The sequence below is a fragment of the Mangrovactinospora gilvigrisea genome (assembly GCF_001879105.1).
GTDB lineage: Bacteria > Actinomycetota > Actinomycetes > Streptomycetales > Streptomycetaceae > Mangrovactinospora > Mangrovactinospora gilvigrisea.
In genome coordinates this window covers 1-24,690 of record NZ_MLCF01000057.1, presented here as the reverse complement: position 1 = coordinate 24,690, position 24,690 = coordinate 1, and the positions used below count along the sequence as shown (strand labels likewise).

Annotated in this window: 23 protein-coding genes; 18 read left to right on the top strand and 5 right to left on the bottom strand. The window is 74.9% G+C overall.

The genetic code is table 11. From position 1 onward, the window contains the following. Positions 1-41 precede the first annotated feature (41 nt). Positions 42-1,436 (bottom strand): DNA repair protein RadA, encoded by a 1,395-nt coding sequence (gene radA, locus BIV57_RS11920; protein ID WP_071656722.1) that lies wholly within the window; start codon positions 1,434-1,436, stop codon positions 42-44. 180 nt (positions 1,437-1,616) lie between these two features. On the opposite strand from radA, the gene BIV57_RS25130 reads away from it, so the two are divergent. Both BIV57_RS25130 and galE read left to right on the top strand, forming a co-directional pair. Beyond that, positions 1,617-3,371 carry a sigma-70 family RNA polymerase sigma factor gene (locus BIV57_RS25130; RefSeq protein ID WP_175548734.1) on the top strand — a complete coding sequence of 585 codons (1,755 nt, stop codon included), beginning with the start codon at positions 1,617-1,619 and terminating at the stop codon, positions 3,369-3,371. 71 nt (positions 3,372-3,442) lie between these two features. Further along, a complete protein-coding gene (gene galE, locus BIV57_RS11910) occupies positions 3,443-4,450 on the top strand; it encodes a UDP-glucose 4-epimerase GalE (protein ID WP_071656720.1) in 1,008 nt (335 codons plus the stop codon). Positions 4,451-4,504: 54 nt separating this feature from the next. Here galE and BIV57_RS11905 read toward each other — a convergent pair whose 3' ends face one another. Continuing rightward, positions 4,505-5,446 (bottom strand): DUF3109 family protein, encoded by a 942-nt coding sequence (locus BIV57_RS11905; protein WP_419185704.1) that lies wholly within the window; start codon positions 5,444-5,446, stop codon positions 4,505-4,507. A 72-nt stretch (positions 5,447-5,518) separates the two neighbouring features. Between BIV57_RS11905 and BIV57_RS11900 the strand changes: the two genes are divergently transcribed. The 3 genes from BIV57_RS11900 to BIV57_RS11890 all read left to right on the top strand — a co-directional run bounded on the left by BIV57_RS11900 (position 5,519) and on the right by BIV57_RS11890 (position 9,052). Then, positions 5,519-6,406: a sugar phosphate isomerase/epimerase family protein gene (locus BIV57_RS11900; RefSeq protein ID WP_079170247.1), complete on the top strand. Its 888-nt coding sequence runs from the start codon at positions 5,519-5,521 to the stop codon at positions 6,404-6,406. Positions 6,407-6,604: 198 nt separating this feature from the next. Further along, positions 6,605-8,467, top strand: a complete 1,863-nt coding sequence (gene ilvD, locus BIV57_RS11895) for a dihydroxy-acid dehydratase (RefSeq protein WP_071656718.1) — start codon at positions 6,605-6,607, stop codon at positions 8,465-8,467. Positions 8,468-8,500: 33 nt separating this feature from the next. Continuing rightward, entirely contained in the window at positions 8,501-9,052 is a 552-nt protein-coding gene (locus BIV57_RS11890; RefSeq protein ID WP_071656717.1) for a hypothetical protein, read from the top strand. A gap of 57 nt (positions 9,053-9,109) precedes the next feature. On the opposite strand, the gene BIV57_RS11885 is transcribed toward BIV57_RS11890, so the two are convergent. Beyond that, positions 9,110-9,790: a response regulator gene (locus tag BIV57_RS11885; protein WP_071656716.1), complete on the bottom strand. Its 681-nt coding sequence runs from the start codon at positions 9,788-9,790 to the stop codon at positions 9,110-9,112. After that, on the bottom strand, positions 9,787-11,037 hold the full coding sequence (locus BIV57_RS11880) for a sensor histidine kinase (protein ID WP_175548733.1): 1,251 nt from the start codon (positions 11,035-11,037) through the stop codon (positions 9,787-9,789). The genes BIV57_RS11885 and BIV57_RS11880 overlap by 4 nt, the downstream gene beginning before the upstream one ends. 371 nt (positions 11,038-11,408) lie before the next feature. Here BIV57_RS11880 and aspS point away from each other — a divergent pair, with 371 nt between their 5' ends. The 5 genes from aspS (at position 11,409) to proC (ending at position 16,153) form a co-directional block, all read left to right on the top strand. Then, positions 11,409-12,695: an aspartate--tRNA(Asn) ligase gene (gene aspS, locus BIV57_RS11875; protein WP_071656714.1), complete on the top strand. Its 1,287-nt coding sequence runs from the start codon at positions 11,409-11,411 to the stop codon at positions 12,693-12,695. 131 nt (positions 12,696-12,826) lie between these two features. Beyond that, entirely contained in the window at positions 12,827-13,594 is a 768-nt protein-coding gene (locus BIV57_RS11870; RefSeq protein ID WP_071656713.1) for an ABC transporter ATP-binding protein, read from the top strand. Between the two features lie 11 nt (positions 13,595-13,605). Continuing rightward, positions 13,606-14,346 carry an ABC transporter permease gene (locus BIV57_RS11865; RefSeq protein ID WP_071656712.1) on the top strand — a complete coding sequence of 247 codons (741 nt, stop codon included), beginning with the start codon at positions 13,606-13,608 and terminating at the stop codon, positions 14,344-14,346. A 51-nt stretch (positions 14,347-14,397) separates the two neighbouring features. Next, on the top strand, positions 14,398-15,330 hold the full coding sequence (locus tag BIV57_RS11860) for a proline dehydrogenase family protein (protein WP_071656711.1): 933 nt from the start codon (positions 14,398-14,400) through the stop codon (positions 15,328-15,330). 13 nt (positions 15,331-15,343) lie between these two features. Continuing rightward, positions 15,344-16,153 (top strand): pyrroline-5-carboxylate reductase, encoded by an 810-nt coding sequence (gene proC, locus BIV57_RS11855; protein ID WP_071656710.1) that lies wholly within the window; start codon positions 15,344-15,346, stop codon positions 16,151-16,153. Positions 16,154-16,217: 64 nt separating this feature from the next. Here proC and trpS read toward each other — a convergent pair whose 3' ends face one another. Beyond that, the gene (gene trpS / locus BIV57_RS11850) at positions 16,218-17,222 is read right to left on the bottom strand and encodes a tryptophan--tRNA ligase (protein ID WP_107409549.1); all 1,005 of its coding nucleotides are present in this window, start codon (positions 17,220-17,222) and stop codon (positions 16,218-16,220) included. A 215-nt stretch (positions 17,223-17,437) separates the two neighbouring features. Here trpS and BIV57_RS11845 point away from each other — a divergent pair, with 215 nt between their 5' ends. From BIV57_RS11845 to BIV57_RS11810, 8 genes are all read left to right on the top strand, one after another. After that, positions 17,438-18,094 carry an HAD family hydrolase gene (locus tag BIV57_RS11845; RefSeq protein ID WP_071656708.1) on the top strand — a complete coding sequence of 219 codons (657 nt, stop codon included), beginning with the start codon at positions 17,438-17,440 and terminating at the stop codon, positions 18,092-18,094. A gap of 170 nt (positions 18,095-18,264) precedes the next feature. After that, the gene (locus BIV57_RS11840) at positions 18,265-19,596 is read left to right on the top strand and encodes a M14 family zinc carboxypeptidase (RefSeq protein ID WP_245797582.1); all 1,332 of its coding nucleotides are present in this window, start codon (positions 18,265-18,267) and stop codon (positions 19,594-19,596) included. Between the two features lie 147 nt (positions 19,597-19,743). After that, positions 19,744-20,904: an acetoin utilization protein AcuC gene (locus BIV57_RS11835; RefSeq protein WP_071656707.1), complete on the top strand. Its 1,161-nt coding sequence runs from the start codon at positions 19,744-19,746 to the stop codon at positions 20,902-20,904. Between the two features lie 105 nt (positions 20,905-21,009). Then, a complete protein-coding gene (locus tag BIV57_RS11830) occupies positions 21,010-21,891 on the top strand; it encodes a phosphatase (protein ID WP_071656706.1) in 882 nt (293 codons plus the stop codon). A gap of 126 nt (positions 21,892-22,017) precedes the next feature. Continuing rightward, positions 22,018-22,227, top strand: coding sequence for a helix-turn-helix domain-containing protein (locus tag BIV57_RS11825; RefSeq protein WP_071656705.1), 210 nt, complete (start codon positions 22,018-22,020; stop codon positions 22,225-22,227). 167 nt (positions 22,228-22,394) lie between these two features. Next, positions 22,395-22,493, top strand: a complete 99-nt coding sequence (locus BIV57_RS11820) for a 30S ribosomal protein bS22 (RefSeq protein ID WP_003948845.1) — start codon at positions 22,395-22,397, stop codon at positions 22,491-22,493. Between the two features lie 132 nt (positions 22,494-22,625). Continuing rightward, positions 22,626-23,672 (top strand): NAD-dependent epimerase/dehydratase family protein, encoded by a 1,047-nt coding sequence (locus tag BIV57_RS11815; RefSeq protein WP_071656704.1) that lies wholly within the window; start codon positions 22,626-22,628, stop codon positions 23,670-23,672. After that, complete coding sequence (locus BIV57_RS11810) at positions 23,665-24,660, top strand: lysophospholipid acyltransferase family protein (RefSeq protein ID WP_071656703.1); 996 nt, start codon at positions 23,665-23,667, stop codon at positions 24,658-24,660. Before BIV57_RS11815 ends, BIV57_RS11810 begins: the two co-directional genes overlap by 8 nt. Positions 24,661-24,690: the final 30 nt, after the last annotated feature.

Below are 24,690 nucleotides of genomic sequence, written 5' to 3'. Positions count from 1 at the left end.
ACCCGGGCACGGCCCTCCTCCGCGGAGTGCGGGCAGCGTTGTCAGGCAGCGGGTTCCCGGCGCGGCTTCGCCGCGCGCCGCGGCAGCGTCTTGAGGGCCGCGCCGATGTCGGGGACCTCCTTGACGCGCATCCCGGCGGGGATCTTGCCGGGGTCCGGCGGGACGAGGGCGTGGGTGAAGCCGAGCCGCTGCGCCTCGGCGAGGCGGCGCTGAATGCCCGTCACCCGGCGCACCTCGCCGGCGAGGCCCAGCTCGCCGATGGCCACCAGGTTGGACGGCAGCGGCTGATCGGCCGCCGCGGAGGCGAGCGCCATCGCCGCGGCGAGGTCGGCGGAGGGCTCGGTGAGCTTCACCCCGCCGACGGTGGCGGTGTAGATGTCGCGCTTGCCCAGGTCGAGGCCGCCGTGGTTCTGGACGATGGCCATCACCATCGACATCCGCGCCGAGTCGAGGCCGGAGGTGGTGCGCCGCGGGGTGGGGATCTCGGTGGCCACGGTGAGCGCCTGCACCTCGGCGACGAGGGGGCGGCGGCCCTCCAGGGTGACCGTCAGGCAGGTGCCGGGCACCGGCTCGTCACGGCGCGTCAGGAAGAGGCCGCTGGGGTCGGGCAGGCCGGTGATGCCCTCGTCGGTGAGCTCGAAGCAGCCGACCTCGTCCGTCGCCCCGAAGCGGTTCTTGATGCCGCGCACCAGCCGGAGGCGGGCGTGCCGGTCTCCCTCGAAGCCGAGCACGATGTCGACGAGGTGCTCCAGCAGCCGGGGGCCGGCGATGGAGCCGTCCTTGGTGACGTGGCCGACCAGCAGCGTCGCCATGTTGCGCTCCTTGGAGGCGCGGATCAGCGCGCCGGCCACCTCGCGGACCTGGGCCATGCCGCCGGGGGCGCCGTCCAGCTCGGCGGAGGAGACGGTCTGCACCGAGTCGAGGATCAGCAGGGCGGGCTTGACGTCGTCGAGGTGGCCGAGGACCGCGGCGAGATCCGTCTCCGCGGCGAGGTAGAGGTGGTCGGCGAGCGCCCCGATGCGGTCGGCGCGCAGCCGGACCTGGCCGGCCGACTCCTCGCCGGTGACGTAGAGGGTGGGGCCGTCGGCGCTCGCCGCCTTGGCGGCCACGTCCAGCAGCAGGGTGGACTTGCCGACGCCGGGCTCGCCGGCGAGCAGCACCACGGCCCCGGGGACGATGCCGCCGCCCAGCACGCGGTCGAGCTCGGCGACGCCGGTGCGGCGGAAGCTCGCGGAGGTGCCGTCCACCTGCCGGATGGGGCGGGCCGGCGAGGAGACCGGGCCGGCGGCCGTGGTGCGGATGGGAGTGGCGCCGTGCTCCTCGACCGTGCCCCACGACTGGCACTCGGGGCAGCGGCCGAGCCACTTGGCGGTGGAGTAGCCGCACTCGGTGCAGCGGTATGCCGGGCGCGCGGCGCGGTCCTTGGCTTTGGCCATGGGGGCAACGGTAGCGGCGGGGTACGACAGCCCCCGCCCGCGGTCCGGCCGGGGCGTTTGCGCGGCGCCGGCCCGGCCCTTCCCCCGGGGGACACGGGTTGACTCCACCCTTCCCACGAAAGTGTGAAGGTCGGCCCGGCGGAGGGGGTTTGACGGATTTGCGAAACTACCGTCGCTTCGGTGACGACTGGTGCGCAAGGGAAGGTGCATGTGCAGGCGCACGCGCGGACGGGCCGGCCGGGCGGGCGCCTGGGCGACCGGCTCGCGTCCGACGACGCGGCCGGCACGGGCACCGAAGGATCGGCGGACGGCACGTCGGGCGACGCCCCCGACGGCTCCTCCCCAGGCCCCTCCGACGGGGAGAGCCGGGTGCGCGCCGCCTACGCGGTCTGCGCGGACGGGCTGTTCACCTACTGCCTGTCGGTGCTCAGCGACCACGAGGCGGCCGCCGCCGCCTCGTCCCGGGTGCTCCGGCTGGCGGTGGAGCACCACGGCGTGCTCGCCGACGAGCGGCTGCTGCGCGCCTGGCTCTACGCCCTGGCGCGCGACGAGTGCCTGCGCCGGCTCGCCGCCGTCGGAGGAGACCCGGCCGCGCTGACCCGCGCCGCGGCGGTGGCCGAGCCCGGCGAACGCCGCCGCCGCCGCGCCGAGTTGGGGCTGCTCTCCTGGCCGGAGGCGGCCGGGCTCTCGGCGCGGCAGCGCGAGGCGCTCGAACTGGCCGTGCGGCACGGCCTGGAGCCCGACGAGGTGGCCGCGGTGCTCGGCATGGCGGACTCCGGCCCCACGGGGGCGCGCGAGCTGCTGGCGGGCGCCGCCTCGGAGGTGGAGCGCACCCGGGCGACCCTGGCCGTCGCGGAGAGCGGCGGCTGCCCCGGCCTCACCCGGATCGCGGACAGCCGCACCGGGCTGGTCGGCGCGGCGCTCCGCCGCGAACTGGTCCGGCACGCCGAGGGCTGCGCGCGCTGCGCGGCGCTGCGCGAGGCCGGGGTGGCGGCCGGCGCGCCGGCCGAGCCGCTGCCGGTGATCGCCGCGCCCGAGGAGGCGCGCGGCGACGGCGGCCCCGCCTCGACGCGGGCCCGGCTGGCCCGCCGCGCGGGACGGCGCGGCCGGCTGGCCCGCCGCGCGGGACGGCGCGGCCGGCGGGGCGGCGGCGCGGGAACGGACTCCGGGGCCGCCGAGGAGGGGGCGGCGGCGCCGGAGTTCGACCGGCGCGGCTTTCCGGTGCGCCGCCCGGCCCGCGGCGCCTTCCGCGGGCCGGGCGGGCGCCCGGTGCTCCGGCGGGCGCTGGTGATGACGGCGACGCTGCTGCTGGTGGCGGCGCCGCTGGTGGTGCTCTGGGCGGTGGACCGCTCCTTCCGGCTCTCCGACGACCCGCCGGAGGTGTCGATCTTCCGGGCCCGGGTGGGGGTCTCCTCGGCGGACCGGGTGGGCGACGTCTCGGGAGACTCGCCGCTGGAGCACGGGACGGGGGCGGCCGCGTCGGCCGGGTCCGGCGGCTCCTCCGGCGGGCCGGACGGCACGGCGACGGCGACGCCGTCCGCGTCGGCGTCGTCCTCGGCGGGGGCCTCGGGGGCGGGGCGGCTGGCGCTGAGCGCGGTGGTCTCCGGGGGGCGGACGGTGGTGACGCTGCGGAACGGGGGCGACGCGGCGGTGGATTGGCGGGCGGTGCCGCGGGCGGGGTCGGCGGTGTGGCTGGCGGTGCAGCCGTCCTCGGGGCGGGTGGCGCCGGGGGGCGCGGTGCGGGTGGTGATCTCGGCGGACCGGGAGGCGGCGCCGGCGGGGCAGTGGTCGGCGGAGGTGGAGTTCCCGCCGAGCGGTCGGTCGGTGACGGTGAGCGGGGAGGGGCGGAGCGCTCCTCCCACGGAGCCGCCGACGCCGACCCCGACGCCGTCCGCGGCCTCGCCCACGCCGTCGGGGTCGCCGTCGGCGCGGTGACGGGCCCGCCGCCCTGAAGCCCGGCACCCCACCCGGACCGCCGTGCGGCCTGCCCGCGTTAGGGTCGCGGGATGAAGGTTCTGATCACCGGAGGGGCCGGGTTCATCGGGAGCACCGTGGCGACGCGGCTGCTGCAGGAGGGCGACGTCCCGGTCCTGCTCGACGATCTCAGCCGGGGCCGCGCCGAGTTCGGCGACCCGCTGGGCGACGGCCGGGTCCTCTACCGCGGCGACATCGCGGACGAGGCGCTGGTGGAGCGCATCCTCACCGAGCACCCCGACATCGAGGCCGTGGTGCACTGCGCCGCGCGGATCGTCGTCCCGGAGTCGGTCGCCGATCCGCTGACGTACTACCGGACCAACGTCGCCAAGCCCCTGACGCTGGTCCGCACCCTGCTGCGGCACGGCGTGCGGCGGTTCCTCTTCTCCTCCACCGCCGCGCTCTACGAGCCCGGCGAGGACTTCACCGTCACCGAGGAGTCGGCCCCCAACCCGACGAACCCCTACGCCCGCAGCAAGCTCATGCTGGAGCAGGCGCTCGCCGACATCACCGCGGCCGAGCCGCTGCGGGTGCTCTCGCTGCGCTACTTCAACCCGGTCGGCGCCGACCCCGAGCTGCGCACCGGACTGCAGGACCCCTACCCCAGCCACGCCCTCGGCCGGCTCATCCAGGCCCATGAGAAGCACGAGCCGTACGTGCTGATGGGCACCGACTGGCCGACCCGCGACGGGTCGACGGTCCGCGACTACATCCACGTCTGGGACCTGGCGGAGGCGCACGCCGCCGCCCTGCACCGGTTCGACGCGATCGTCGCGGAGGAGGGCCCGCACCCGGTGATCAACCTGGGCACCGGCCGGGGGACCACGGTCCGCGAACTGGTCGCCGCCTTCGACGAGGTGACCGGCGGGACGCTGGAGGTCGTCGAGGCCCCGCGCCGGGAGGGCGACGTCATCGGCTGCTACACCCGCGTCGACAAGGCCGAGCGGCTGCTCGGCTGGCGGGCCGCGAAGACGCTCCGCGAGGGCATCGCGGACTCCCTCGCCTGGGCGGCGAAGCGCCCGTCCGTGCTGGGGGAGTGACCCCCGGCTGACGGACGGGCGTTCGGGCGTACGCCCGTTGGGGTGGTCGCGGGCTCAGCCGATCCGCAGCGGCGGGTCCGCCGGGTGCGGCGCGGGCATCGGGACGCCGTCCCGGCCCGCCGCCAGCCGCTCCTTGCAGAGCCGGACGAGCTCGTCGTACGCGGCCCGCCCCATCAGCTCCACCAGCTCCGGGCGGTAGCTGACGTAGAGCGGCTCGCCGCCGGTATGGGCCTCCGGGCTGCTGGTGCACCACCAGTTGAGGTCGTGGCCGCCGGCGCCCCAGCCGCGGCGGTCGTACTCGCCGATGGAGATCACCAGCACCTGGGTGCCGTCCGGGCGGTCCACCCACTCGAAGGTGCGGCGCACCGGCAGCTGCCAGCAGACGTCCGGCTTGGTCTCCAGCGGCTCGCGGCCCTCGCGGACGGCGAGGGTGTGCAGCGCGCAGCCGGCGCCGGCCGGGAAGCCGGGGCGGTTGAGGAAGATGCAGGCGCCGTCGACCACCTGGGTGCGGCGGGTCGGCTCGTCGTCGTCCTCGTCCGCCTCCTCGTCGTCGTCCTCGTCCTCGTCGAGGTCCTCGTCCTCCTCCTCGGAGTCGTCGGCGACGATGCCGAGTTCCGCGGCGAGGCCGTGGAACTGCCAGGTCTCCGGGGTGAGCCGGGCGGCGTGCTCCAGCACGCGCCGCTCGTCGTCCTCGTCGGAGAAGTGCGCGCCCAGCGAGCAGCAGCCGTCCGAGGCCCGCCCAGGTTGGATGCCGTGGCAGCCCTTGCCGAAGATGCAGGTCCAGCGCGAGGTGAGCCACGTCAGGTCGCAGCGGTAGACCTGCTCCTCGTTGCCGGGGTCGGGGAACTCCACCCACAAGCGCGGGTAGTCCAGGGGCACTTCGGGGGCGCGCGGGGTGCTCGGGTCCGCCGCCTTGGTCGCCTTTGTCACGTCGGACAGGTTAGGAGAAGGAAACCGCAGACCGGGCGCGCCCCGCCGTTGGCGGCCTTCGGGCATGTGCCGTTCACCACGCGTGGGGCGGGTCACGGGGCGGACTTCCGCCCCTTGCGCGGCGGCTAGTCTGACGGGATGGCTGACACACCGGAACGGACCGCCACCCGTCTCGCTGCCCCGGCGGCGGGGGCGGGAGCAGGGGGCGGCGGGGCACCCGGCTCGCCGCCGGTGGTCCTCTCCACCGCGTCCGTCTATCCGGAGTCCACCATCGCCGGCTTCGAGCTGGCCGCCCGCCTCGGCTACGACGGCGTCGAGGTGATGGTGTGGACGGACCCGGTGAGCCAGGACGTCGCGGCGCTGCGCCGCCTCTCGGAGTACCACGGCCTGCCGGTGACGGCGATCCACGCGCCCTGCCTGCTGATCACCCAGCGGGTCTGGGGCAGCGACCCGTGGGGGAAGCTGGAGCGCTCCCGGGACGCCGCGCTGGAGCTCGGCGCGCGCACGGTCGTCGTCCATCCGCCGTTCCGCTGGCAGCGGCAGTACGCCCGCGACTTCGTCTCCGGCATTCGCCGCATGTCGGACGAATCGGGCTTCTCGGGCGTGAAGTTCGCGGTGGAGAACATGTACCCGTGGCGCTACCGGGAGCGCGCGGCCCTCGCCTACGCCCCCGACTGGGACCCCACCACCGAGGACTACCCGCACTACACCCTCGACCTCTCGCACGCCGCCACGGCCCGCACCGACACCCTCGCCATGCTGGAGCGGATGGGCGACCGCCTCGCCCATGTGCACCTCGGCGACGGCACCGGCTCCGGCAAGGACGAGCACCTGGTCCCCGGCCGCGGCACCCAGCCCTGCGCCGAGGTGCTGCGCCGGCTCGGCGCGCGGCGCTTCGAGGGTCAGGTGGTCGTCGAGATCAACACCCGCCGGCTGAGCCGCCCGGAGCGCGAGGAGGACCTCGCGGAGGCGCTGCGCTTCGCCCGCGCCAACCTGGGCACCCCGGCGGCGGCGATCGGCCGGTGACCGGGCGCGCACCGCGTTCGCCGCGGAGGTGGCGCCCGCCCTGCAGAGCTGTCTGGTGGGCTGAGGCGGCGGGCCGGGGCCGAGGCCGGCCGAAGGTCCGGGATGTGGACGTTCGTATCAGGGGCTGGGCGTGAAGGCGTAGGCTCGGGCGTTACCCACTGGTCCTTCGAGGAGAACAGAAACGTAGGTGAAGCAGCCGTGCCGAGTCTGAGGTCTCGAACGGTCACCCACGGCCGCAACATGGCGGGAGCCCGCGCGCTGATGCGCGCCTCCGGGGTGCCCGGCGCCGACATCGGCGCCAAGCCGATCATCGCGGTCGCCAACAGCTTCACCGAGTTCGTACCGGGCCACACCCACCTCGCCCCGGTCGGGCGGATCGTCTCCGACGCCGTCCGCGCCGCCGGCGGCATCCCCCGCGAGTTCAACACCATCGCGGTGGACGACGGCATCGCGATGGGCCACGGCGGGATGCTCTACTCGCTGCCGTCCCGCGACCTGATCGCCGACTCGGTCGAGTACATGGTGAACGCGCACTGCGCCGACGCCCTGGTCTGCATCTCCAACTGCGACAAGATCACCCCGGGCATGCTGATGGCCGCCATGCGGCTCAACATCCCGACGGTCTTCGTCTCCGGCGGCCCGATGGAGGCCGGGCGGACGACGCTGGTCAACGGCACCGTCCGGACGCTCGACCTGGTCAACGCGATCTCCGACGCCGTCGACGAGTCGGTCTCCGACGAGGACATGCTGCGCATCGAGGAGAACGCCTGCCCGACCTGCGGGTCGTGCTCCGGCATGTTCACCGCCAACTCGATGAACTGCCTCACCGAGGCGCTGGGCCTGGCGCTGCCGGGCAACGGCACGCTGGTCGCCACCCACGAGGGCCGCAAGGCGCTCTACGAGGACGCCGCCTCCACGGTCATGGAGCTGACGCGCCGCTACTACGAGCAGGACGACGACTCCGTCCTGCCGCGCAACGTCGGCACCCGCGCCGCCTTCGAGAACGCCATGGCGCTGGACATCGCCATGGGCGGCTCCACCAACACGATCCTGCACCTGCTCGCCGCCGCCCAGGAGGCCGGGCTGGACTTCACCATGGACGACATCGACGCGCTCTCGCGCCGCGTGCCGTGCCTGTGCAAGGTGGCGCCCAACGCGGCGCCCACCCGCACCTACTACGTGGAGGACGTGCACCGGGCCGGCGGCATCCCCGCCATCCTGGGCGAGCTGAAGCGCGGCGGGCTGCTCAACGAGTCCGTCCACGCGGTGCACGCCCCGTCGCTGGAGGAGTGGCTCAAGACCTGGGACGTGCGCGGCGGTTCGCCGTCCGACCGGGCCGTCGAGCTGTGGCACGCCGCCCCCGGCGGGCGCCGCTCGGCCACCGCCTTCAGCCAGGCCGAGCGGTGGGAGTCGCTGGACGAGGACGCGGCCGCCGGCTGCATCCGCGAGGTGCCGAGCGCCTACTCCAAGGACGGCGGGCTCGCCGTGCTCTCCGGCAACCTGGCCGTCGACGGCTGCGTGGTGAAGACCGCCGGCGTCGACGAGTCGATCCTGACGTTCTCCGGGCCGGCCGTGGTCTGCGAGTCCCAGGAGCGGGCCGTCGAGCGGATCCTCAACAAGGACGTCAAGGAGGGTGACGTCGTCGTCATCCGCTACGAGGGGCCGAAGGGCGGGCCGGGCATGCAGGAGATGCTCTACCCGACCTCGTACCTGAAGGGCCGCGGGCTCGGCAAGGCGTGCGCGCTCGTCACCGACGGGCGGTTCTCCGGCGGTACCTCGGGGCTCTCCATCGGGCACGTCTCGCCGGAGGCGGCGGGCGGCGGGCTGATCGCGCTCGTCGAGGACGGCGACCGCGTCGTCATCGACATCCCGGGCCGGTCGATCGCGCTGGACGTCCCCGAGGAGGAGCTGGCGGCGCGGCGCGCCGCGCTGGAGGCGGGCGGCGGCTACCGGCCGAAGGACCGCGAGCGCCCGGTCTCGGCCGCGCTGCGCGCCTACGCCGCGATGGCGACGTCCGCCGACAAGGGCGCCGTGCGGGACGTCACCCTGCTGGGTGGCTGAGACCGGTCCGCGCGGCCGCCTACCATAAGGGACATGTCGACTCCCCCTGAGCCCACGCCCGAGCCGCTGCGCTTCTTCGGCACGACGTGGGTGGATCGCGGCGGCGCGTACTGGGCGCGCCGCACCGGGTTCGTCGTGGCCGTGCTGATCTGCGCGGCGGCCGGGGCGTTCGTGCTGCGCTTCGGCCTCCAGGGGCTCAGCGTCGGCGAGGGCAGCCCGCTGCTGTCGCTGCTGGGCACGCTCGGCGTCGGGATCTGCTCGGCGGTGGCGGCGGGCCGGACGTGGACGCGCCTGGACGCGGACCGCCGCTCGCGCCCGGCCGCGGGCGTGGTGGTCCGCCAGTCCGCGGCGGCGAAGGCGGAGGCGGCCGAGGCGGAGGCCGCGAAGGGGTCGGCGCGCAAGAACCCGCAGACGCCGCTGATGATCCTCGGCTTCGTCGGCTGGCTGCTCGCCCACGCGGTGCACGGCTTCGTCGAGGCCCCCGGCGAGACGGGCGCGCGGCGCGCGCTGGAGCATGCGCGGGCGAAGGCCGCGAAGCCGAAGGCGAGGCGCGTGAAGGCGAAGGCGAAGGCCAAGCGCCGCTGAACGTTGCCGGTCGGCCGCGGTCACCCGCGCAGTTCCCCGCGCCCCTGACGGGGCGCGTCACGCCCTCGGGCCCGGTGCCACCAGCGCCGACTCGTAGGCGAAGACCACCGCCTGGGCCCGGTCCCGCAGGTCCAGCTTCGACAGCACCCGGCCGAAGTGCGTCTTCACGGTCTGCTCGGCGAGCACCAGCCGCGCCGCGATCTCCCGGTTCGACAGCCCCCGGGCGACCAGCGTCAGCACCTCCCTCTCACGCTCCGTCAGCGCGTTCAGCCGCGCCGACGGCCTCGGCCCCGCGGGCCGCGTCCGGGCGAAGTCCTCGATGAGGCGGCGGGTGACGGACGGGGCGAGGAGCGCGTCGCCGGAGGCGACGATGCGCACGGCGGAGAGCAGGTCGTCGGTGGTGGCGTCCTTGAGGATGAACCCGCCCGCGCCCAGCCGCAGCGCCTCGTAGACGTAGTCGTCGAGGTCGAAGGTGGTCAGCATCAGCACCCGCGGCCGGTGGCCGCGCGGGTCCCCGAGGATGCGGGCGGTGGCCTGAAGGCCGTCCAGCACCGGCATCCGGACGTCCATCAGCACCAGGTCGGGATGGAGGCGGCCGGTGAGGCGCACGGCCTGCTCGCCGTCCGCCGCCTCGCCGACCACGTCGATGTCGGACTGGGCGGCCAGCACCGCCGCCAGCGCGCCGCGCACCATCGCCTGGTCGTCGGCGATCAGCACCCGCACGGCCGCCGCCGTCATGAGCGCGGCAGCCGGGCCCGGACGGCGAACCCGCCGTCGGCCGTCGGACGGGCCGTCAACTCGCCGCCCAGCGCCGTCACCCGCTCCCGCATGCCGCGCAGCCCGTGCCCGCCGGCCGGATCGGACGGCACCGGAACGGGGGCAAGCGGCGCGGAGTTGGCGACGGTCACGGTGAGGTCCTCCCGGCTGGCGGTGAGGCGGACCCGGACGGACGAACCCTGCGCATGCCGGACCGCGTTGCCGAGAGCCTCCTGGACGAGCCGGTAGAGCGTCAACTGCAGCACCGGCGAGAGCGCCGGCGACTGCGCGCCGACCAGCTCGGCGTCGACCGCCACCCCCGCCGCCCGGGTGCGGTCCAGCATCGCCGGCAGGTCGGCGAGCCCCGGCTGCGGCGCCGTCGCCGCCGCGGAGCCGTCCGCCCGCAGCACCCCCAGCAGCCGCCGCATCTCGCCGATGCCCTGCCGCGCCGACTCGGTGATGGAGGCGAACTCCGCGGCCACCGGCGCCGACAGCTCCTCGTCGAGGCGGTACGGGGCGCTGTTGGCCTGCAGCGCGATCACCGACATGTGGTGGGCGACGACGTCGTGCAGCTCGCGGGCGATCCGGGCGCGCTCCTCCAGCAGCATCCGGGCGGCCCGCTCCTCCTCGGTGAGCGCCTCCTGGGCCCGCACCCGGGTCCGCATCTCGCGGCGGACCGCGAGGTAGACGCCGGGGCCGAGGAGCAGCAGCGGGACGACCAGGTCGGCCGACATCGGGTGGCCGGGGCCGGGCATCAGGACGAGCGAGAGGAGCGCGGGCACCACGGCCTGCCAGCCCAGCTCGACGGCGAGCGCGGCGGCCTGGAACCGCCAGCCGCAGGAGACGGCGACGGCGAGCAGCGTCCCCGCGTGCACCCACGCCGGAATGCCGCCGAAGTCGCGCCCGAAGGGGTCGTCCGGGCCGCTGAGGTCCGAGCCCAGGTAGAGGACGAGCATGCCGGCCAGCGAGATCCACCAGGCGGTGCGCGGCCGCAGCAGCGACAGCCCCGGGGTGAGCGCCATCACCAGCAGGACTGGTGCGGCGAACCGGGTGCCGGGGTCCGCCCCGGAGCTGTCGCCGATCCTCGGCAGCCACAGCAGCACCATCAGGCCCTCGAGCGCGATGAGCAGCGCCAGCCGCTTCCCGTGCAGCTGCCGCAGCGGGCTCTCCGGGACGGCGAAGGCCCGGATGCGGTTGAAGAGGGCGAGGGGCGCGGGGTCGGGGGCCACCCCCCGATGGTGCGCGCGGGGGCCGCCGCGGCACATCGCCCGGCGGGGCGAAATCCGGGGTAGTACCGGGGTATTCGGTTGCCGCCCCCGATCGGCCCGGGGTACCTTCCGGTCAAACGCAGACGGAGACGAGTAGCGCGGACGTCCGCGGGTGAAGAGAGCCGCCGGCAGCTGGGAAGGCGGTCCCGTGGTTCCGGCGCGAAGACACTCCCGAGTGCGGGGAGGAAATGCCCCGCCGGCCGGCCCCCGTCACCGGGCCCGTTGAGGTCGCCCCCGCTCGCCGGGGGCGGCGAAGGTGCGGTGGTACCGCGAGTGCCCTTCTCGCCCGCGCCCCCAAGGGATCGTTACGAGACCCCGAGGGGTTGACTGTGATGATCCAGCAGACGACGACGCGTGTTCTCGCCTCCGAAGTGGCGGAGCACGCCGGTGGGTTCGTCCGGCTGAACGGATGGCTGCACCGGCAGCGTGTGCTGAAGCATGTGACCTTTCTGATCGTCCGCGACCGCTCCGGCACCGCGCAGGTGGTGCTCAAGGAGCCGGTGGCGCTTCCCGAGGAGACACCGGTCGCGGTGACCGGGACGGTCTCCGCCAACCCGCAGGCGCCGGGCGGCGCGGAGCTGGTGGACGCCGAGGTGACGGCCCTCTCCGGGCCGGCCGAGGCGCCGCCGTTCGAGCTGTGGCGGCCGACCGCGCCGGAGGCGGGGCTGGCGACGATCCTCGACAACGCGCCGGTGGCGCTGCGGCATCCGCATCTGCGGGCGCCGCTGGAGATCTCGGCGGCGTCGGCGGCCGGGTTCCGGGCGGCGCTGGACGGGCTGGGCTTCACCGAGGTCCACACGCCCAAGGTGACGGCGTCGGCGACCGAGTCGGGCGCCAACGTCTTCGGTCTGGACTGGTTCGGGAAGCGGGCGTTCCTCGCCCAGTCGCCGCAGTTCTACAAGCAGGCGATGGTCGGCGTCTTCGAGCGGGTGTACGAGGTGGGGCCGGTGTTCCGCGCCGAGCCCAGCGACACGGCCCGCCATCTGGCGCAGTACACCAGCCTCGACGCGGAGTTGGGCTTCGTCGCGGACCACCGGGACGTGATGGCGGTGCTGCGCGAGGCGCTGGTCGGGATGGTCGCCTCGGTGCGGGAGCGCGCGGGGGAGGCGGTGCGCCGGGTCGGCGCGCGGCTGCCGGAGGTGCCGGCGGAGATCCCGTCGGTGCACTTCGCGGAGGCGCTGGAGATGCTGGGGCGTCCGGCCACGGAGATCGACCTGGCGCCGGCGGACGAGCGGGAACTGGGCGCGTGGGCGCTGCGCGAGCACGGCAGCGAGTTCCTGTTCGTGACCGGGTACCCGATGGCGAAGCGGCCGTTCTACACCCATCCGGACCCGGCTCGGCCGGCCCACTCCAACAGCTTCGACCTGCTGTTCCGGGGATTGGAGCTGGTGACGGGCGGTCAGCGGCTGCACCGCTACGAGGAGTACCTGGCGGCGCTGGCGGCGCGGGGCGAGCCGGTGGAGCCGTACGCGGGGTACCTGCGGGCGTTCGCGCACGGGATGCCGCCGCACGGCGGCTTCGCGCTGGGCCTGGAGCGGTGGACGGCGCGGGTGGTGGGCGCGGAGAACGTCCGCTCCGCGGTGGCGTTCCCCCGCGACCTGCACCGGTTGACGCCTTAGCCAAGCCCGCTCGGTGCCGTGGCCGGATACGTTCACCGCGTCCGGCCACGGCCCTCGGGACGAAAGGCCGCCCCGACGGGGCGACCCGGGGCGTTGACGCGGGGAATACCGGGCGGGAGATTCATCGCGTGATGAATATCGCGGTGGAGGCGCGCGGGCTGGGCGTGGAGCGCGGCGGTCGCAGCGTGCTGCGGGAGCTGGACTTCGCGGTGCCGGCCGGCAGCCTCACCGGGCTGCTCGGGCCGTCCGGGTGCGGCAAGACGACGCTGATGCGCGCCCTGGTCGGCGTCCAGGCGCGCGTCTCCGGCGGACTCACCGTGCTCGGCGCGCCCGCCGGGGCAGCCGCGCTGCGGTCCCGCATCGGGTACGTCACCCAGGACCCCGCCGTCTACGGCGATCTGACGGTGCGCGAGAACCTCCGCTACTTCGCCGCGGTGCGCGGCGTGCGCCGCGGCCGGCGGCGCGCCGCCGCCGACCGGGCGATCGCGGAGGTCGACCTCGGCGACCACGCCGACGCCCTGGCCCGGGACCTCTCCGGCGGCCAGCACTCCCGCGTCTCGCTCGCCGCCGCCCTGCTCGGCGGCGGCCCGGCCGGGACGGACCGCCCCGAGCTGCTCGTCCTCGACGAGCCCACCGTCGGCCTGGACCCGGTGCTCCGCCGCGACCTGTGGGGGCACTTCGGCCGCCTCGCCGCGGCCGGCGCCACCGTCCTCGTCTCCAGCCATGTGATGGACGAGGCCGAGCGCTGCCAGCGCCTGCTGCTGCTCCGCGACGGCCGGCTGCTCGCCGACGAGGAGCCCGCGGCGCTGCTGCGCCGCACCGGCGCGCCCGATGTGGAGGCCGCCTTCCTGCACCTGGTGGACGAGGCCGCGGCCGGCGGCTCGCGGACCGGAGAGTGAGACACCCCGCCATGCTCCTCAACCCGCCCGTCGCCTTCGCCACCGCCCACCGCGTCCTCACCCAACTGCGGCACGATCCGCGCTCGCTCGCCCTGATGATCGTCGTCCCGTGCGTCCTCCAGGCGCTGCTCGCCTGGGTCTTCGACGACAAGACCACCTTCGACCGCGTCGGGCCGTCGCTGCTCGGCACCTTCCCGCTGATCGTGATGTTCCTGATCACCGCGGTGACCACGCTGCGCGAGCGGCGCTCCGGCACCCTGGAGCGGCTGCTGGCGATGCCCGCCGCCAAGCTCGACCTGCTCGCCGGGTACGCGCTGGCGTTCGGCGCCGTCGCCGTCGTCCAGGCGGTGGTCGTCACCTCCGTCTCGGTGTGGGGGCTGGGGATGAAGACCGCCGGGCCGGTGTGGCTGCTCGGCGTGGTGGCCGTCCTGGACGGCGTCCTCGGCACCGCGCTCGGGCTCTTCGTCAGCGCCTTCGCCGCCACCGAGTTCCAGGCCGTGCAGTTCATGCCGGCCTTCGTCTTCCCGCAGTTCCTGCTCGGCGGGCTGCTGGTGCCGCGCGACCAGATGAACGGCGTGCTGCGGGCGGTCTCGGACGCGCTGCCGGTCTCCTACGCCATCGACGGGATGCAGCGGGTCGCCGCCGAGGCGCACCCCGCCGGGCTCTACTGGCGGGACATCGGCGTGCTGACCGGCTGCATCCTGCTCGCCCTCCTCCTCGGGGCCGCCACCCTGCGCCGACGCACCCCGTGATCGGCGGACCCCATAGGCTGGTGCCGTAGACGGTCCTTAAGGAGGTCCACGTTGTTGCGTCGCATGCTGCTGGCGCTGTCCGACAGCGGCGGCACCAAGGAGATGGTGCAGTCCGCGCCCCTCACCCGGGGGCTGGTGCACCGCTTCGTCGCCGGCGAGACCCCGTCCGCCGCGCTCGGCACGGCCGGCCGGCTGCTCACCCGCGGCCTCGCCGTGGGGCTCGACCCGCTGGTCGAGGACACCCTCAGCCGGGACCGCGCGGCGGCCGTCCGGGACATCTACGTCGACCTGCTGCGCCGCTCCCGCGCGCTGGGCGCGCCGGAGGGCGCGGTGGACGTCTCGGTGAAGCTCTCGGCGGTGGGGCAGTTCCTGCCCCGGCACGGCGAGAAGACGGCGCTGGAGAACGCCCACGCGATCTGCGCGGCGGCGGCCGGCTCCGGGGCGACCGTCACCCTGGAGACCGAGGACCACACCACCACCGAGTCGACGCTCGCCATCGCGCGCGAGCTGCGCGCGGACTTCCCGACGGTGGGCGTGGTGCTGCAGTCGCGGCTGCGCCGCACGGAGGGCGACTGCCGCGAGCTGACCGGCGCGGGCGTGCGGGTGCGGCTCTCCAAGGGGGCGTACGCCGAGCAGGAGTCGGTGGCGTTCGCGCACCGCGCCGAGACGGACCGCTCCTTCGTGCGCTGCCTGCGGATGCTGATGGCCGGCGACGGCCACCCGGTGATCGCCACCCATGACGCCCGGCTGCTGCGGATCTCGGCGGCGCTGGCGGCGCGGTACGAGCGCCCGCTGGGCTCGTACGAGTACCAGATGCTCTACGGGGTGGCGCCGGAGCAGCAGACCCGGCTGGCGGCGGGCGGCGAGACGGTGCGGGTGCATGTGCCGTACGGCGCGGAGTGGTACGGCTACTTCCTGCGGCGGCTCGCGGAGCAGCCGTCCAATCTGGCGTTCTTTCTGCGTTCCGCGGCGTCGAGAGACTGAGGAGAGGTTGTTGATGGAGCGGCAGCGGGTGGCGGTGCTGGGCACCGGCAAGATCGGCGAGGCGATCGTCTCGGGTGTGCTGCGGGCCGGGACGCCGGTCGGGGACGTGCTGGTGACGACGCGTCGGCCGGAGCGGGCCAAGGAGCTGCACGACCGGTACGGCGTCGAGGCGGTCTCCAACGCGGAGGCGGTGGAGCGCGCCGACACGCTGATCCTGACGCCGAAGCCGCAGGACATGGCGGCGCTGCTGGCCGAGCTGGCGCCGGTGGACGGTATCGCCGACCGGTTGGTGATCTCGGGCGCGGCGGGGGTGACGACCGCCAACATCGAGCGGCGGCTGCCGGCGGGCACGGCGGTGGTGCGGGTGATGTGCAACACGCCGGTCCTCGTCGACGAGGGGATGAGCGTGATCTCGGCGGGGGCGCACGCGGCGGAGGAGCACCTGGCCCGGACGGAGGCGATCTTCTCCCCGGTGGGGAAGACGATGCGGGTGCCGGAGGCGCAGCAGGACGCGGCGACGGCGCTGAGCGGGTCGGGGCCGGCGTACTTCTTCTTCCTGGTGGAGGCGATGACGGACGCGGGGATCCTGCTGGGGCTGCCGCGGGCGGCGGCGCACGACCTGATCGTGCAGGCGGCGGTGGGGGCGTCGGCGATGCTGCGGGACTCGGGGGAGCATCCGGTGAAGCTGCGCGAGGCGGTGACGTCGCCGGCGGGCACGACGATCTCCGCGGTGCGCGAGCTGGAGGTGCACGGGGTGCGGGCCGCGCTGATCGCCGCCATCGAGGCGGCCCGCGACCGCTCCCGCGAGCTCGCCGGCGACTAGCCCCCGCCGCCCCTCCGCCCCGGCACCCCACCCGGGCTCGGCGCGGCGAGGGCGCCGGGGGTGTTCAGCGTGGGGGGAGGAGGCCGATGGCGTCGTACGCTGCGGAGACGTAGGGGTCGGCGAGGGCCGACGCGCGGTCCGCGCCGGCGCGGAGGATCTTGTCGATTGTGGCCGGGTCGTCGGCGAACTCCCGGTAGCGCGCCTGCAGCGGCTCCAGCACCGCGACCACCGCGTCGGCGACGTCCGACTTCAGCGCCCCGTACGACGCGTACCGCGTCGCCAGCTCGGCCGGCTCCGTCCCGTCCCCGCACGCGGAGAGGATGTCCAGCAGGTTGGCCACGCCCGGCTTCGCCTCCGGGTCGTAGACGACCTCCCGGCCGCCGTCCGTCACCGCGCGCATCACCTTGCGGCGGGCCGAGTCCGGCGGGTCCAGCAGGTAGATGATGCCCTGCACCGCGGTGTCGTCGGACTTGCCCATCTTGTCCGTCGGCACCTGGAGGTTCATCACCCGCGCCCCCGCGGGCGGCCGCACCGCGCGCGGGACCGGGAAGACCTCGCCGTAGCGGGTGTTGAACCGCACCGCCAGGTCCCGCGCCAGCTCGACGTGCTGCCGCTGGTCGTCGCCGACCGGCACCTCCTCCGCGCCGTAGGCGAGGATGTCCGCGGCCATCAGCGCCGGATAGGTCAACAGGGCCGTGCTGACCGACTCCTGGCGCGCCGACTTCTCCTTGTACTGGACCATCCGCCGCAGCTCGCCGTCGCCGACGACGGACTCCATGATCCAGGTCAGCCGGGTGTGCGCCGCCACGTGCGACTGGCAGAAGACCGTGCAGCGCTCGGGGTCGAGCCCGGTCGCCAGCAGCAGCGTCGCCACTTCGCGGGTGCGCTCCCGGAGCGCCGCCGGCTCATGGGGGACCGTCAGGGCGTGCAGGTCGACGACGCAGAACAGCGCGTCGCCGGGGTCGTCCGAGCGGAACTGGTCGATCCGGGCCCAGCGCTGCATCGCGCCCAGCAGGTTGCCGAGCGTCGGGTGTCCGGTGGGCTTGACGCCGCTGAAGATCCGCATGATGTCGTCCGTTCCTTCCCGTCAGGGGGCGAGTGGGGGGTGGTGCGCACCGCCGCTCGCCGGGAGGCCGGACATCAAAAAAAGGCCGCCGGTCGAGCGGCGGCCTGTGCATGCGCGAGGGGATGGCCGCCGTCAGGCGGGCCACCAGCCGAGTCGCTTGGAGAGCATGCACACGTTCATGGCCCAACCGTACACCTCCGCGCCGTTACCGTGGCCCCATGCGCTACGACCTGATCATCCTGGACAACGACGGTGTCCTCGTCGACAGCGAGCCGATCTCCAATCGGATCCTCGCCGGCTACCTCACCGAGCTGGGGCACCCCACCTCCTACGAGGACTCGCTGCGCGACTACATGGGCGCCGCCGTGCACCGGGTCCACGACCTGGTCCGGGAGCGCAGCGGGCAGCGCCTGCCGGAGGACTTCGACGCCACCCTGCACGCCCGGGTCTTCGACGCCTTCGCGCGCGAGCTCACCCCCGTCGACGGCGCCCCCGAGCTCCTCGGCACCCTGGACGGGCTCGGCGTGCCGTACTGCGTCGCCTCCTCCGGGACGCACCAGCGGATCCGGGTCGCCCTGGCCAGGACCGGCCTGCTGCCGCACTTCACCGACGCGCGGATCTTCAGCGCCGAGGACGTCGGCCGGGGCAAGCCGGCGCCCGATCTCTTCCTGCACGCCGCCGAGAAGATGGGCGCCGACCCGGCGCGCTGCCTGGTCGTGGAGGACAGCCCGCTGGGTGTGGCGGCGGCCCGGGCCGCCGGAATGGACGTGTACGGCTTCACTGCGATGACCCCGGCGGCTCGATTGTCCGATGCGAACATGCGATTTGATGACATGCAGGATCTGGCCAAGTTCCTTTCCTCCCACTACAACTGAGCCGATGTGCAGCACGCGGGCCGCCGATCGGGTGGCGGTGTCGCTCGCGTGGCGGCGGTCACGGCCGCCCTGCGTTTGCCGATCTGCGCGGTGAGGTAGTCCGTTGGCATCCATCGGCCGGGCGAGGTACCGCCGTGACGTGGGAGATGACGAAGGGGGCGGGCTGTTCCGTGGTGGGCGTCGCATCGGATCGGCGGATCGATCAGCCCGAACAGGCCGCGCGCCGCGCGCCGTCGGGGCAGGCCCCGCAGGCGCGCGGCGCGCGGCCCGACCGTCCGCGACGGTGCCCGCCGCCGGGGCCCCGCGCCGCCGGGGCCCCCTCGCAGCGCTACCCCAGCCTCGTCGAACTCGCCGACCAGGCCGGTGAACTGACGCGCCGCCACCCCGGGCTGTGCCGGCTGGAGACGCTGGGCCGCTCGCGCGCCGGCCGCCCCATCCCGATGCTCTCGGTGGGCGAACCCGCCCCGCGCAACGTCCTGGTGGTGGCCGGGCCGCACGCCAACGAGCCGGTGGGCGGCCCCACCTCGCTGCGGCTGGCGCACGCGGTGCTCGCCGATCCGCGGCTGCGGGACGGCACCGCCTGGCACCTCGTCCCCTGCATCGACCCGGACGCCGCGGCCCGCAACGAGGGCTGGACCACCCGGCCCGTCACCCTCGCCTCCATGCACCGGCACTTCTACCGGCCGGCCTTCCCCGACCAGGCCGAGTGGCTGCCGCAGCGCAACCCCGAGACCCGGGCGCTCACCGCCGCCCTGGACCGGCTCCGCCCGCAGCTGATGTGCTCGCTGCACGGCGTGGATGTCGGCGGCACCTTCGTGCAGACCACCGCCGACATCCCCGGACTCGCCGAGCCGCTCGGCAAGTCGGCCGCCGAGCACGACATGCCGGTGGCGCTCGCCGCGCCCGACGCCCACCAGTGGCCGACCGCCGGGCCGGGCCACTACGTGATGCCGGCCGGGCGCCCGCAGAACGTGGTGCCGCTCGGCCTCGGGGTCTCCGGGCCCACCTGGACCTACCCGGCCCGCTACGGCGGCGTCACAGCGATCGTCGAGGCGCCGATGTGGGGCTCCGACGCGGTCGGCGACCCCGCCCCGCACCACGCCCCGCACCGCGAACTGCACGACGCCGCCCGGATGCTGGGGGAGCGCAGCGCGCGGGTCGCCGCGCTCGCCGACGGGGTGGACGTCGAGGACGGCGAGCTGCTGCGGGCCGTCCACGAGACGGTGCGGATCGGCATCACCGCGGCGTCGGCGCTGCCGCGGCGCGGCGGGTCGGGCGCGGCGGCGACCCGCGGCCGGGTCGCCGACCTGGCGATCATCGCCCACCGGCTGCCGCTGCGCGCCGCCGCCATGCTGGGGCGGGTGGCGCCGCGGGCGGTGGGCTCGCTGGTGGAGGAGTGGGCGGAGGAGTACGGGCGCGCCACCCGGGCGCGCTGGATCCCCGTCGAACAGCAGGTCGCCCACCAGGCGAAGGTCGTGCTGGCCGCCAACGCGCGCGTCTGACAGGTGACCGCGGAGCCGCGCCGCGGGGTGCCGGGTCGCTCGCCGGGCGAACGGTCCGCTGTTCCCGCGCGCGCCCACGCGGCGGAGCCGCCCGTCGGCAGAGCCCCGCGCCCCTTCGGGACGCCCGCCGGGCGATAGGTTTGCCCCATGGGCGAGGACGCATGCAATGCGGTGCTGATGTGGGACGACGCCGTCACCGAGTACGACTTCGGGGACGGCCACCCGATGAACCCGCTCCGCCTGCGCCTCACCATGGACCTCATCGACGCCCTGCACGTCCCCGTGGACGTGCGCGCCGCGCCGCCCGCCGCCGACGCCACCCTGCGGCTCGTCCACACCGACGCCTACCTGGACGCGGTCAAGGCCGCCGCCCCCGCGCCCGAGTTCGGCATCGGCACCGACGACAACTGGGCCTTCCCCGCGATGCACCGCGCCTCCGCGCTGATCACCGGCCAGTCCGCCGCCGCCGCGGAGGCCGTCCGCAGCGGGGAGGCGACGCACGCCGTCAACATCGCCGGCGGGCTGCACCACGCGATGGCCGCCAAGGCCTCCGGCTTCTGCGTCTACAACGACCCGGCCGTCGCCATCGCCGTGCTGCTCGAGCGCGGTGTCTCGCGGGTGGCCTACGTCGACTGCGACGTGCACCACGGCGACGGCGTGCAGGCCGCCTTCTGGAACGACCCGCGGGTGCTCACCATCAGCCTCCACGAGCACCCCGCGATGCTCTTCCCGCAGACCGGCTGGCCCGAGGAGACCGGCGGCCCGGACGCCCAGGGCACCGCCGTCAACCTGGCGCTGCCGCCCGGCACCCGGGACCGCGACTGGCTGCGCGCCTTCCACGCCGTGGTCCCCGAGCTCCTCGCGGAGTGGCAGCCGGAGGTGCTCGTCACCCAGCACGGCGCCGACACCCACCTCGACGACCCGCTGGCGCATCTGATGCTCACCGTCGACGGGCAGCGCGCCGCGGCCGCCGCCTGCCACGACCTCGCGCACCGCCACGCCGGCGGGCGGTGGGTGGCGCTCGGCGGCGGCGGGTACGACGTGGTGGGCACCGTCCCCCGGGCCTGGACGCATCTGACCGCCGAGGCGGCCGGGCACCCGCTGGCCGCCGACACCTCCGTCCCGCCGGAGTGGCGGCTGGAGGCCCGCCGACTCAGCGGCGAGGAGGCCCCGTTCACCATGGGCGAGGGCGGCGACACCGCCTATCTCGACTTCCACGAGGACGGTTTCGACCCCGCCTCCCGCCTCGATCAGGCGATCATCGCGGTGCGCCGGGCGGTCTGGCCGCACCACGGGATGCTGCCGTAGCCGGCAGCCCCAGGAGCGTCGGTCACGGAGCGCGTTCTCCCGAACTCCGTCCGAAACACGCCGCAGGCCCGGTGCGACCTGCACAGTTCGTTCACAATCGAGGGCGTGCCCTCGCGAGTTCGCCTCCGGCGCCACTTGATCTCCCGGTGCCTCGCCGGGAACGTCGCCACGCCGCGCGAGAACAACCTCCGGCACTACCGACGGTTCGCCGACCGCGACCCGGCGTATCTCCTCGGCCTCGATCCGCAGGGCGACTGGGGCCCGGACGCGATTCTCGATCTGATGCACCGTCGGGTGGGCGTGCACCCCGATCCGACCTACCGGACGGGTGTCGACCGCATCGACCCCGACCGCACCCTGGACGCGCTGGACGCCTTCGCGGTGCGCCTCGCCGCCACCGCCCGCGACCGCGCGCCGGTGCTCTGCGGCACCGGTCATCCCGCCCGCCTCCTCGCCCTGCACGCGTCGCTGGTCAGGGCGCTGGCCCGGGTCGGCTGCCCGGTGCTGCTGCCCGCCCTGGGCACCGTCCTCACCGTGGGCACCGGGGCGGGGCCGCGGCCCCGGGTGCTGCGGCAGCGGCGCGGAGTGCTGCACCTCGCCAACCCCCCGGCGCCACCCCCGGGGCACCCGGACCACTCCAGCCCCGAAGACCTCGGACAACTGACGGGCGCTCAGGCGGACGGGCCGCGTCCGAGTGCGCCGGCGCACAGCCACTCGCCGCTCCCGGTGCGCGCCGCCCTGGCCGCGCTCGCCGCGGACGGGTCCCCTCCGCCGGCCCTGGTGATCGGCGACCACGGCTGGGTGTGCGCCGCGGGACAGGCCGGAGTGGAGGCGATCGGCTTCGCGGACTCCAATGATCCGGCGCTGTTCGTCGGCGAAGCGGAGGGCCGGGTCGCGGTTGCCGTGCCCCTGGATGACGGACTTTCAGCCAACTTCTACTCGCCAATTGCCCGGTACATCCTGGAATCTGCCGGATTGTCAGCGTAAACAGGCGTTGGTTACTCGTCTTCCCACTGGTACCACGCGCCACTAGTCTGGGGAGGGCGTGCATGTCGGCATATTGACACCGGAGGGGAAGCCGGTGCCCGGCGAGCACGAAAGGTTCGGTGTGTCATGGCAGATGCAGAGCGGCCTCTCAACGAGGTCAACTTCCTGACCGTCGCCGAAGTGGCCTCGGTCATGCGCGTGTCCAAGATGACGGTGTACCGCCTGGTGCACCACGGTGAGCTCCCAGCGATCAGGGTGGGGCGCTCGTTCCGCGTTCCGGAGCAGGCCGTGCACGACTACCTGCGTGATTCCTACGTCGGCAGCGAGACGGCGTAGCCGGCACCACCCAGCCCGCGGCGCGGACCGACCCCGGTTGGCCTGCGCCGCGGGCGCCGCTGTACGCTTCGGGGGTCGGTCGTGTGGGCGCCTGCCCCTGACCACTTCCCCCGTGCCGCGCACCTGAGGCGCGGGGGCACCGTGTCTCGATGTGAGCGAGGTTGTCAGTGGGCTCTGTCATCAAGAAGCGCCGCAAGCGTATGGCCAAGAAGAAGCACCGCAAGCTGCTGAAGCGCACGCGCGTCCAGCGTCGCAACAAGAAGTGAGCACGGGGCCCGTCGGCCCTGCGCATCGCGTCCCCGAGCCGCCTGCCCCGTAGAAGCGGGGTCGGCGGCTTGTGGTGTTTCCCGAGCGCGGCACGAGGCCCGCGCGAGGCGGCCTGAGGAGGAGAGCGGCGGATGGCGGGCAGCACGGTCCTGGTGACCGGCGTCGCACGGCACCTGGGGAGCCGGGTGGCGCGCGCCCTGGTCCGCGCGCCCGGGGTGCGGCGGGTGATCGGCGTGGACGTCGAGCCGCCGCCCGACGGGCTCGGCGACGCCGAGTTCGTCCGCGCCGATCTGCGCCGCCCCGGCATCGCGGCCACCGTCGCCGCGGCCGGCGCGGACACCGTGGTGCACCTCAACGTCAACGCCACCCCGCTGGGGTCCGCAGGCCCCCGGGTGCGCAGCGCCGTCAAGGAGGCCAACGTCATCGGCACCATGCAGCTGCTGGCCGCCTGCACCCGCACCCCGTCGGTCCAACGGCTCGTCGTCAAGTCGACGACGAGCGTCTACGGCTCGGCCGCCCGCGACCCCGCGCTCTACTCCGAGGACATGCCGGCCCGGGTGCTGCCCTCCGGCGGCTACGCCCGGGACGCGGTGGAGGTCGAGGAGTACGTCCGCGGCTTCGCCCGGCGCCGGCCCGATGTCTCGGTGTGCGTGCTGCGCCTGGCGAACGTGCTGGGCCCGGCCGCCGACTCCCCGCTCGCCCGCTACTTCGCCCTGCCGGTGCTGCCCACCGTGCTCGGCTTCGACCCGCGGCTGCAGTTCGTCCACGAGGACGACGCGGTGGACGTGCTGCGCGCGGTGGCGCTGCGGCCGCGCCGCGGCGTCCCCGCCACCTCCGCCGACGGCACCTTCAACATCGCCGGGGACGGCGTGCTGCTGCTCTCCCAGGCCGCCCGGCGCCTGGGCCGCCCGATGCTGCCGCTGCCGCTGCCGGCCGTCACCGCCTCCGGGCAGGCGGCGCGGACGGTCGGCGCCACCGACTTCTCCCCGGAGCAGATCCGGCTGCTCACCCACGGCCGGGTCGTCGACACCACGCGGATGCGCGAGGTGCTGGGCTTCGCCCCGCAGTACACCACCGCCGAGACGCTCGCCGACTACTCCGCGGCCCGCGGGCGGGGGCTGCTCGGTCGGAGTTGGGGGATCGGGTGGTCGGACGTGCGAGGCTGGATCCGTGGCTGATGCGAAGGTGATCCCGTTCGGCCGGGGCGACGGCGCGGTGCCGCGGCCGCTGCGCCCGGCGCCCGACCCCGAGGACGCGGCGGAGGCGGACACGGGCGTGGACGGCGACGGCGTGGACGGCGACGGGGGCGACGGCGTGCCGGGCCCCGGCGGGCTGGAGGAGGCGCTGCTGCGCGGCGTGGACTTCCTGCGCCGGCGGCTCTCCGGCTGCTACGAGGTCGACGACTTCGGCTTCGACCCGGACCTCACCGACAACGTGCTGCTCTCCGCGGTGCGGCCGCTCTACGACCACTACTTCCGCGTCGACGTCGAGGGCCTGGAGAACATTCCCGACGAGGGTGGCGCGCTGGTGGTCGCCAACCACTCGGGCACCCTGCCGCTGGACGCGCTGATGATCCAGGTCGCGCTCCGCGACCACCATCCGGCGCGCCGCGCGCTCCGGCTGCTCGCCGCCGACCTGGTCTTCCAGCTGCCGGTGCTGGGCGAGTTGGCGCGCAAGGCCGGCCACACCCTGGCCTGCCCGGAGGACGCGCTGCGGCTGCTGGAGGCCGACGAGATCGTGGGGGTGCTGCCGGAGGGCTTCAAGGGGCTCGGCAAGACCTTCGGCGAGCGGTACCGGCTGCAGCGGTTCGGGCGCGGCGGGTTCGTCTCGGCGGCGCTGCGGACGGGGCGTCCGATCGTGCCGTGCGCGGTGGTGGGGGCCGAGGAGATCTACCCGATGCTCGGCAACGCCCGGCTGCTGGCGCGGCTGATGGGCCTGCCGTACTTCCCGATCACGCCGACGTTCCCCTGGCTGGGGCCGCTGGGGGCGGTGCCGCTGCCGTCCAAGTGGTCGATCCGGTTCGGGGAGCCGGTGCCGACGGACGGCTACGGGGAGGGGGCGGCGGACGATCCGATGGTCGTCTTCAACCTGGCGGACCAGGTGCGGGAGAGCATCCAGCACGAGCTGTACCGGATGCTGCTGAAGCGGCGGTCGGTCTTCTTCTGACCGGCTGATGACGGATCGAGCCCCGGCGCC

Coding starts and splice junctions, on each gene's coding strand:
- aspS (WP_071656714.1), top strand. CDS start 11,409: ATGATCCAGCAGACGACGACGCGTGTTCTCGCCTCCGAAGTGGCGGAG.
- BIV57_RS11890 (WP_071656717.1), top strand. CDS start 8,501: ATGTCGACTCCCCCTGAGCCCACGCCCGAGCCGCTGCGCTTCTTCGGC.
- BIV57_RS11825 (WP_071656705.1), top strand. CDS start 22,018: ATGGCAGATGCAGAGCGGCCTCTCAACGAGGTCAACTTCCTGACCGTC.
- BIV57_RS11885 (WP_071656716.1), bottom strand. CDS start 9,790: ATGACGGCGGCGGCCGTGCGGGTGCTGATCGCCGACGACCAGGCGATG.
- galE (WP_071656720.1), top strand. CDS start 3,443: ATGAAGGTTCTGATCACCGGAGGGGCCGGGTTCATCGGGAGCACCGTG.
- BIV57_RS11845 (WP_071656708.1), top strand. CDS start 17,438: ATGCGCTACGACCTGATCATCCTGGACAACGACGGTGTCCTCGTCGAC.
- BIV57_RS11865 (WP_071656712.1), top strand. CDS start 13,606: ATGCTCCTCAACCCGCCCGTCGCCTTCGCCACCGCCCACCGCGTCCTC.
- proC (WP_071656710.1), top strand. CDS start 15,344: ATGGAGCGGCAGCGGGTGGCGGTGCTGGGCACCGGCAAGATCGGCGAG.
- BIV57_RS11905 (WP_419185704.1), bottom strand. CDS start 5,446: ATGCCCGAAGGCCGCCAACGGCGGGGCGCGCCCGGTCTGCGGTTTCCT.
- BIV57_RS11870 (WP_071656713.1), top strand. CDS start 12,827: ATGAATATCGCGGTGGAGGCGCGCGGGCTGGGCGTGGAGCGCGGCGGT.
- BIV57_RS11815 (WP_071656704.1), top strand. CDS start 22,626: ATGGCGGGCAGCACGGTCCTGGTGACCGGCGTCGCACGGCACCTGGGG.
- BIV57_RS11900 (WP_079170247.1), top strand. CDS start 5,519: ATGGCTGACACACCGGAACGGACCGCCACCCGTCTCGCTGCCCCGGCG.
- radA (WP_071656722.1), bottom strand. CDS start 1,436: ATGGCCAAAGCCAAGGACCGCGCCGCGCGCCCGGCATACCGCTGCACC.
- BIV57_RS11835 (WP_071656707.1), top strand. CDS start 19,744: ATGGGCGAGGACGCATGCAATGCGGTGCTGATGTGGGACGACGCCGTC.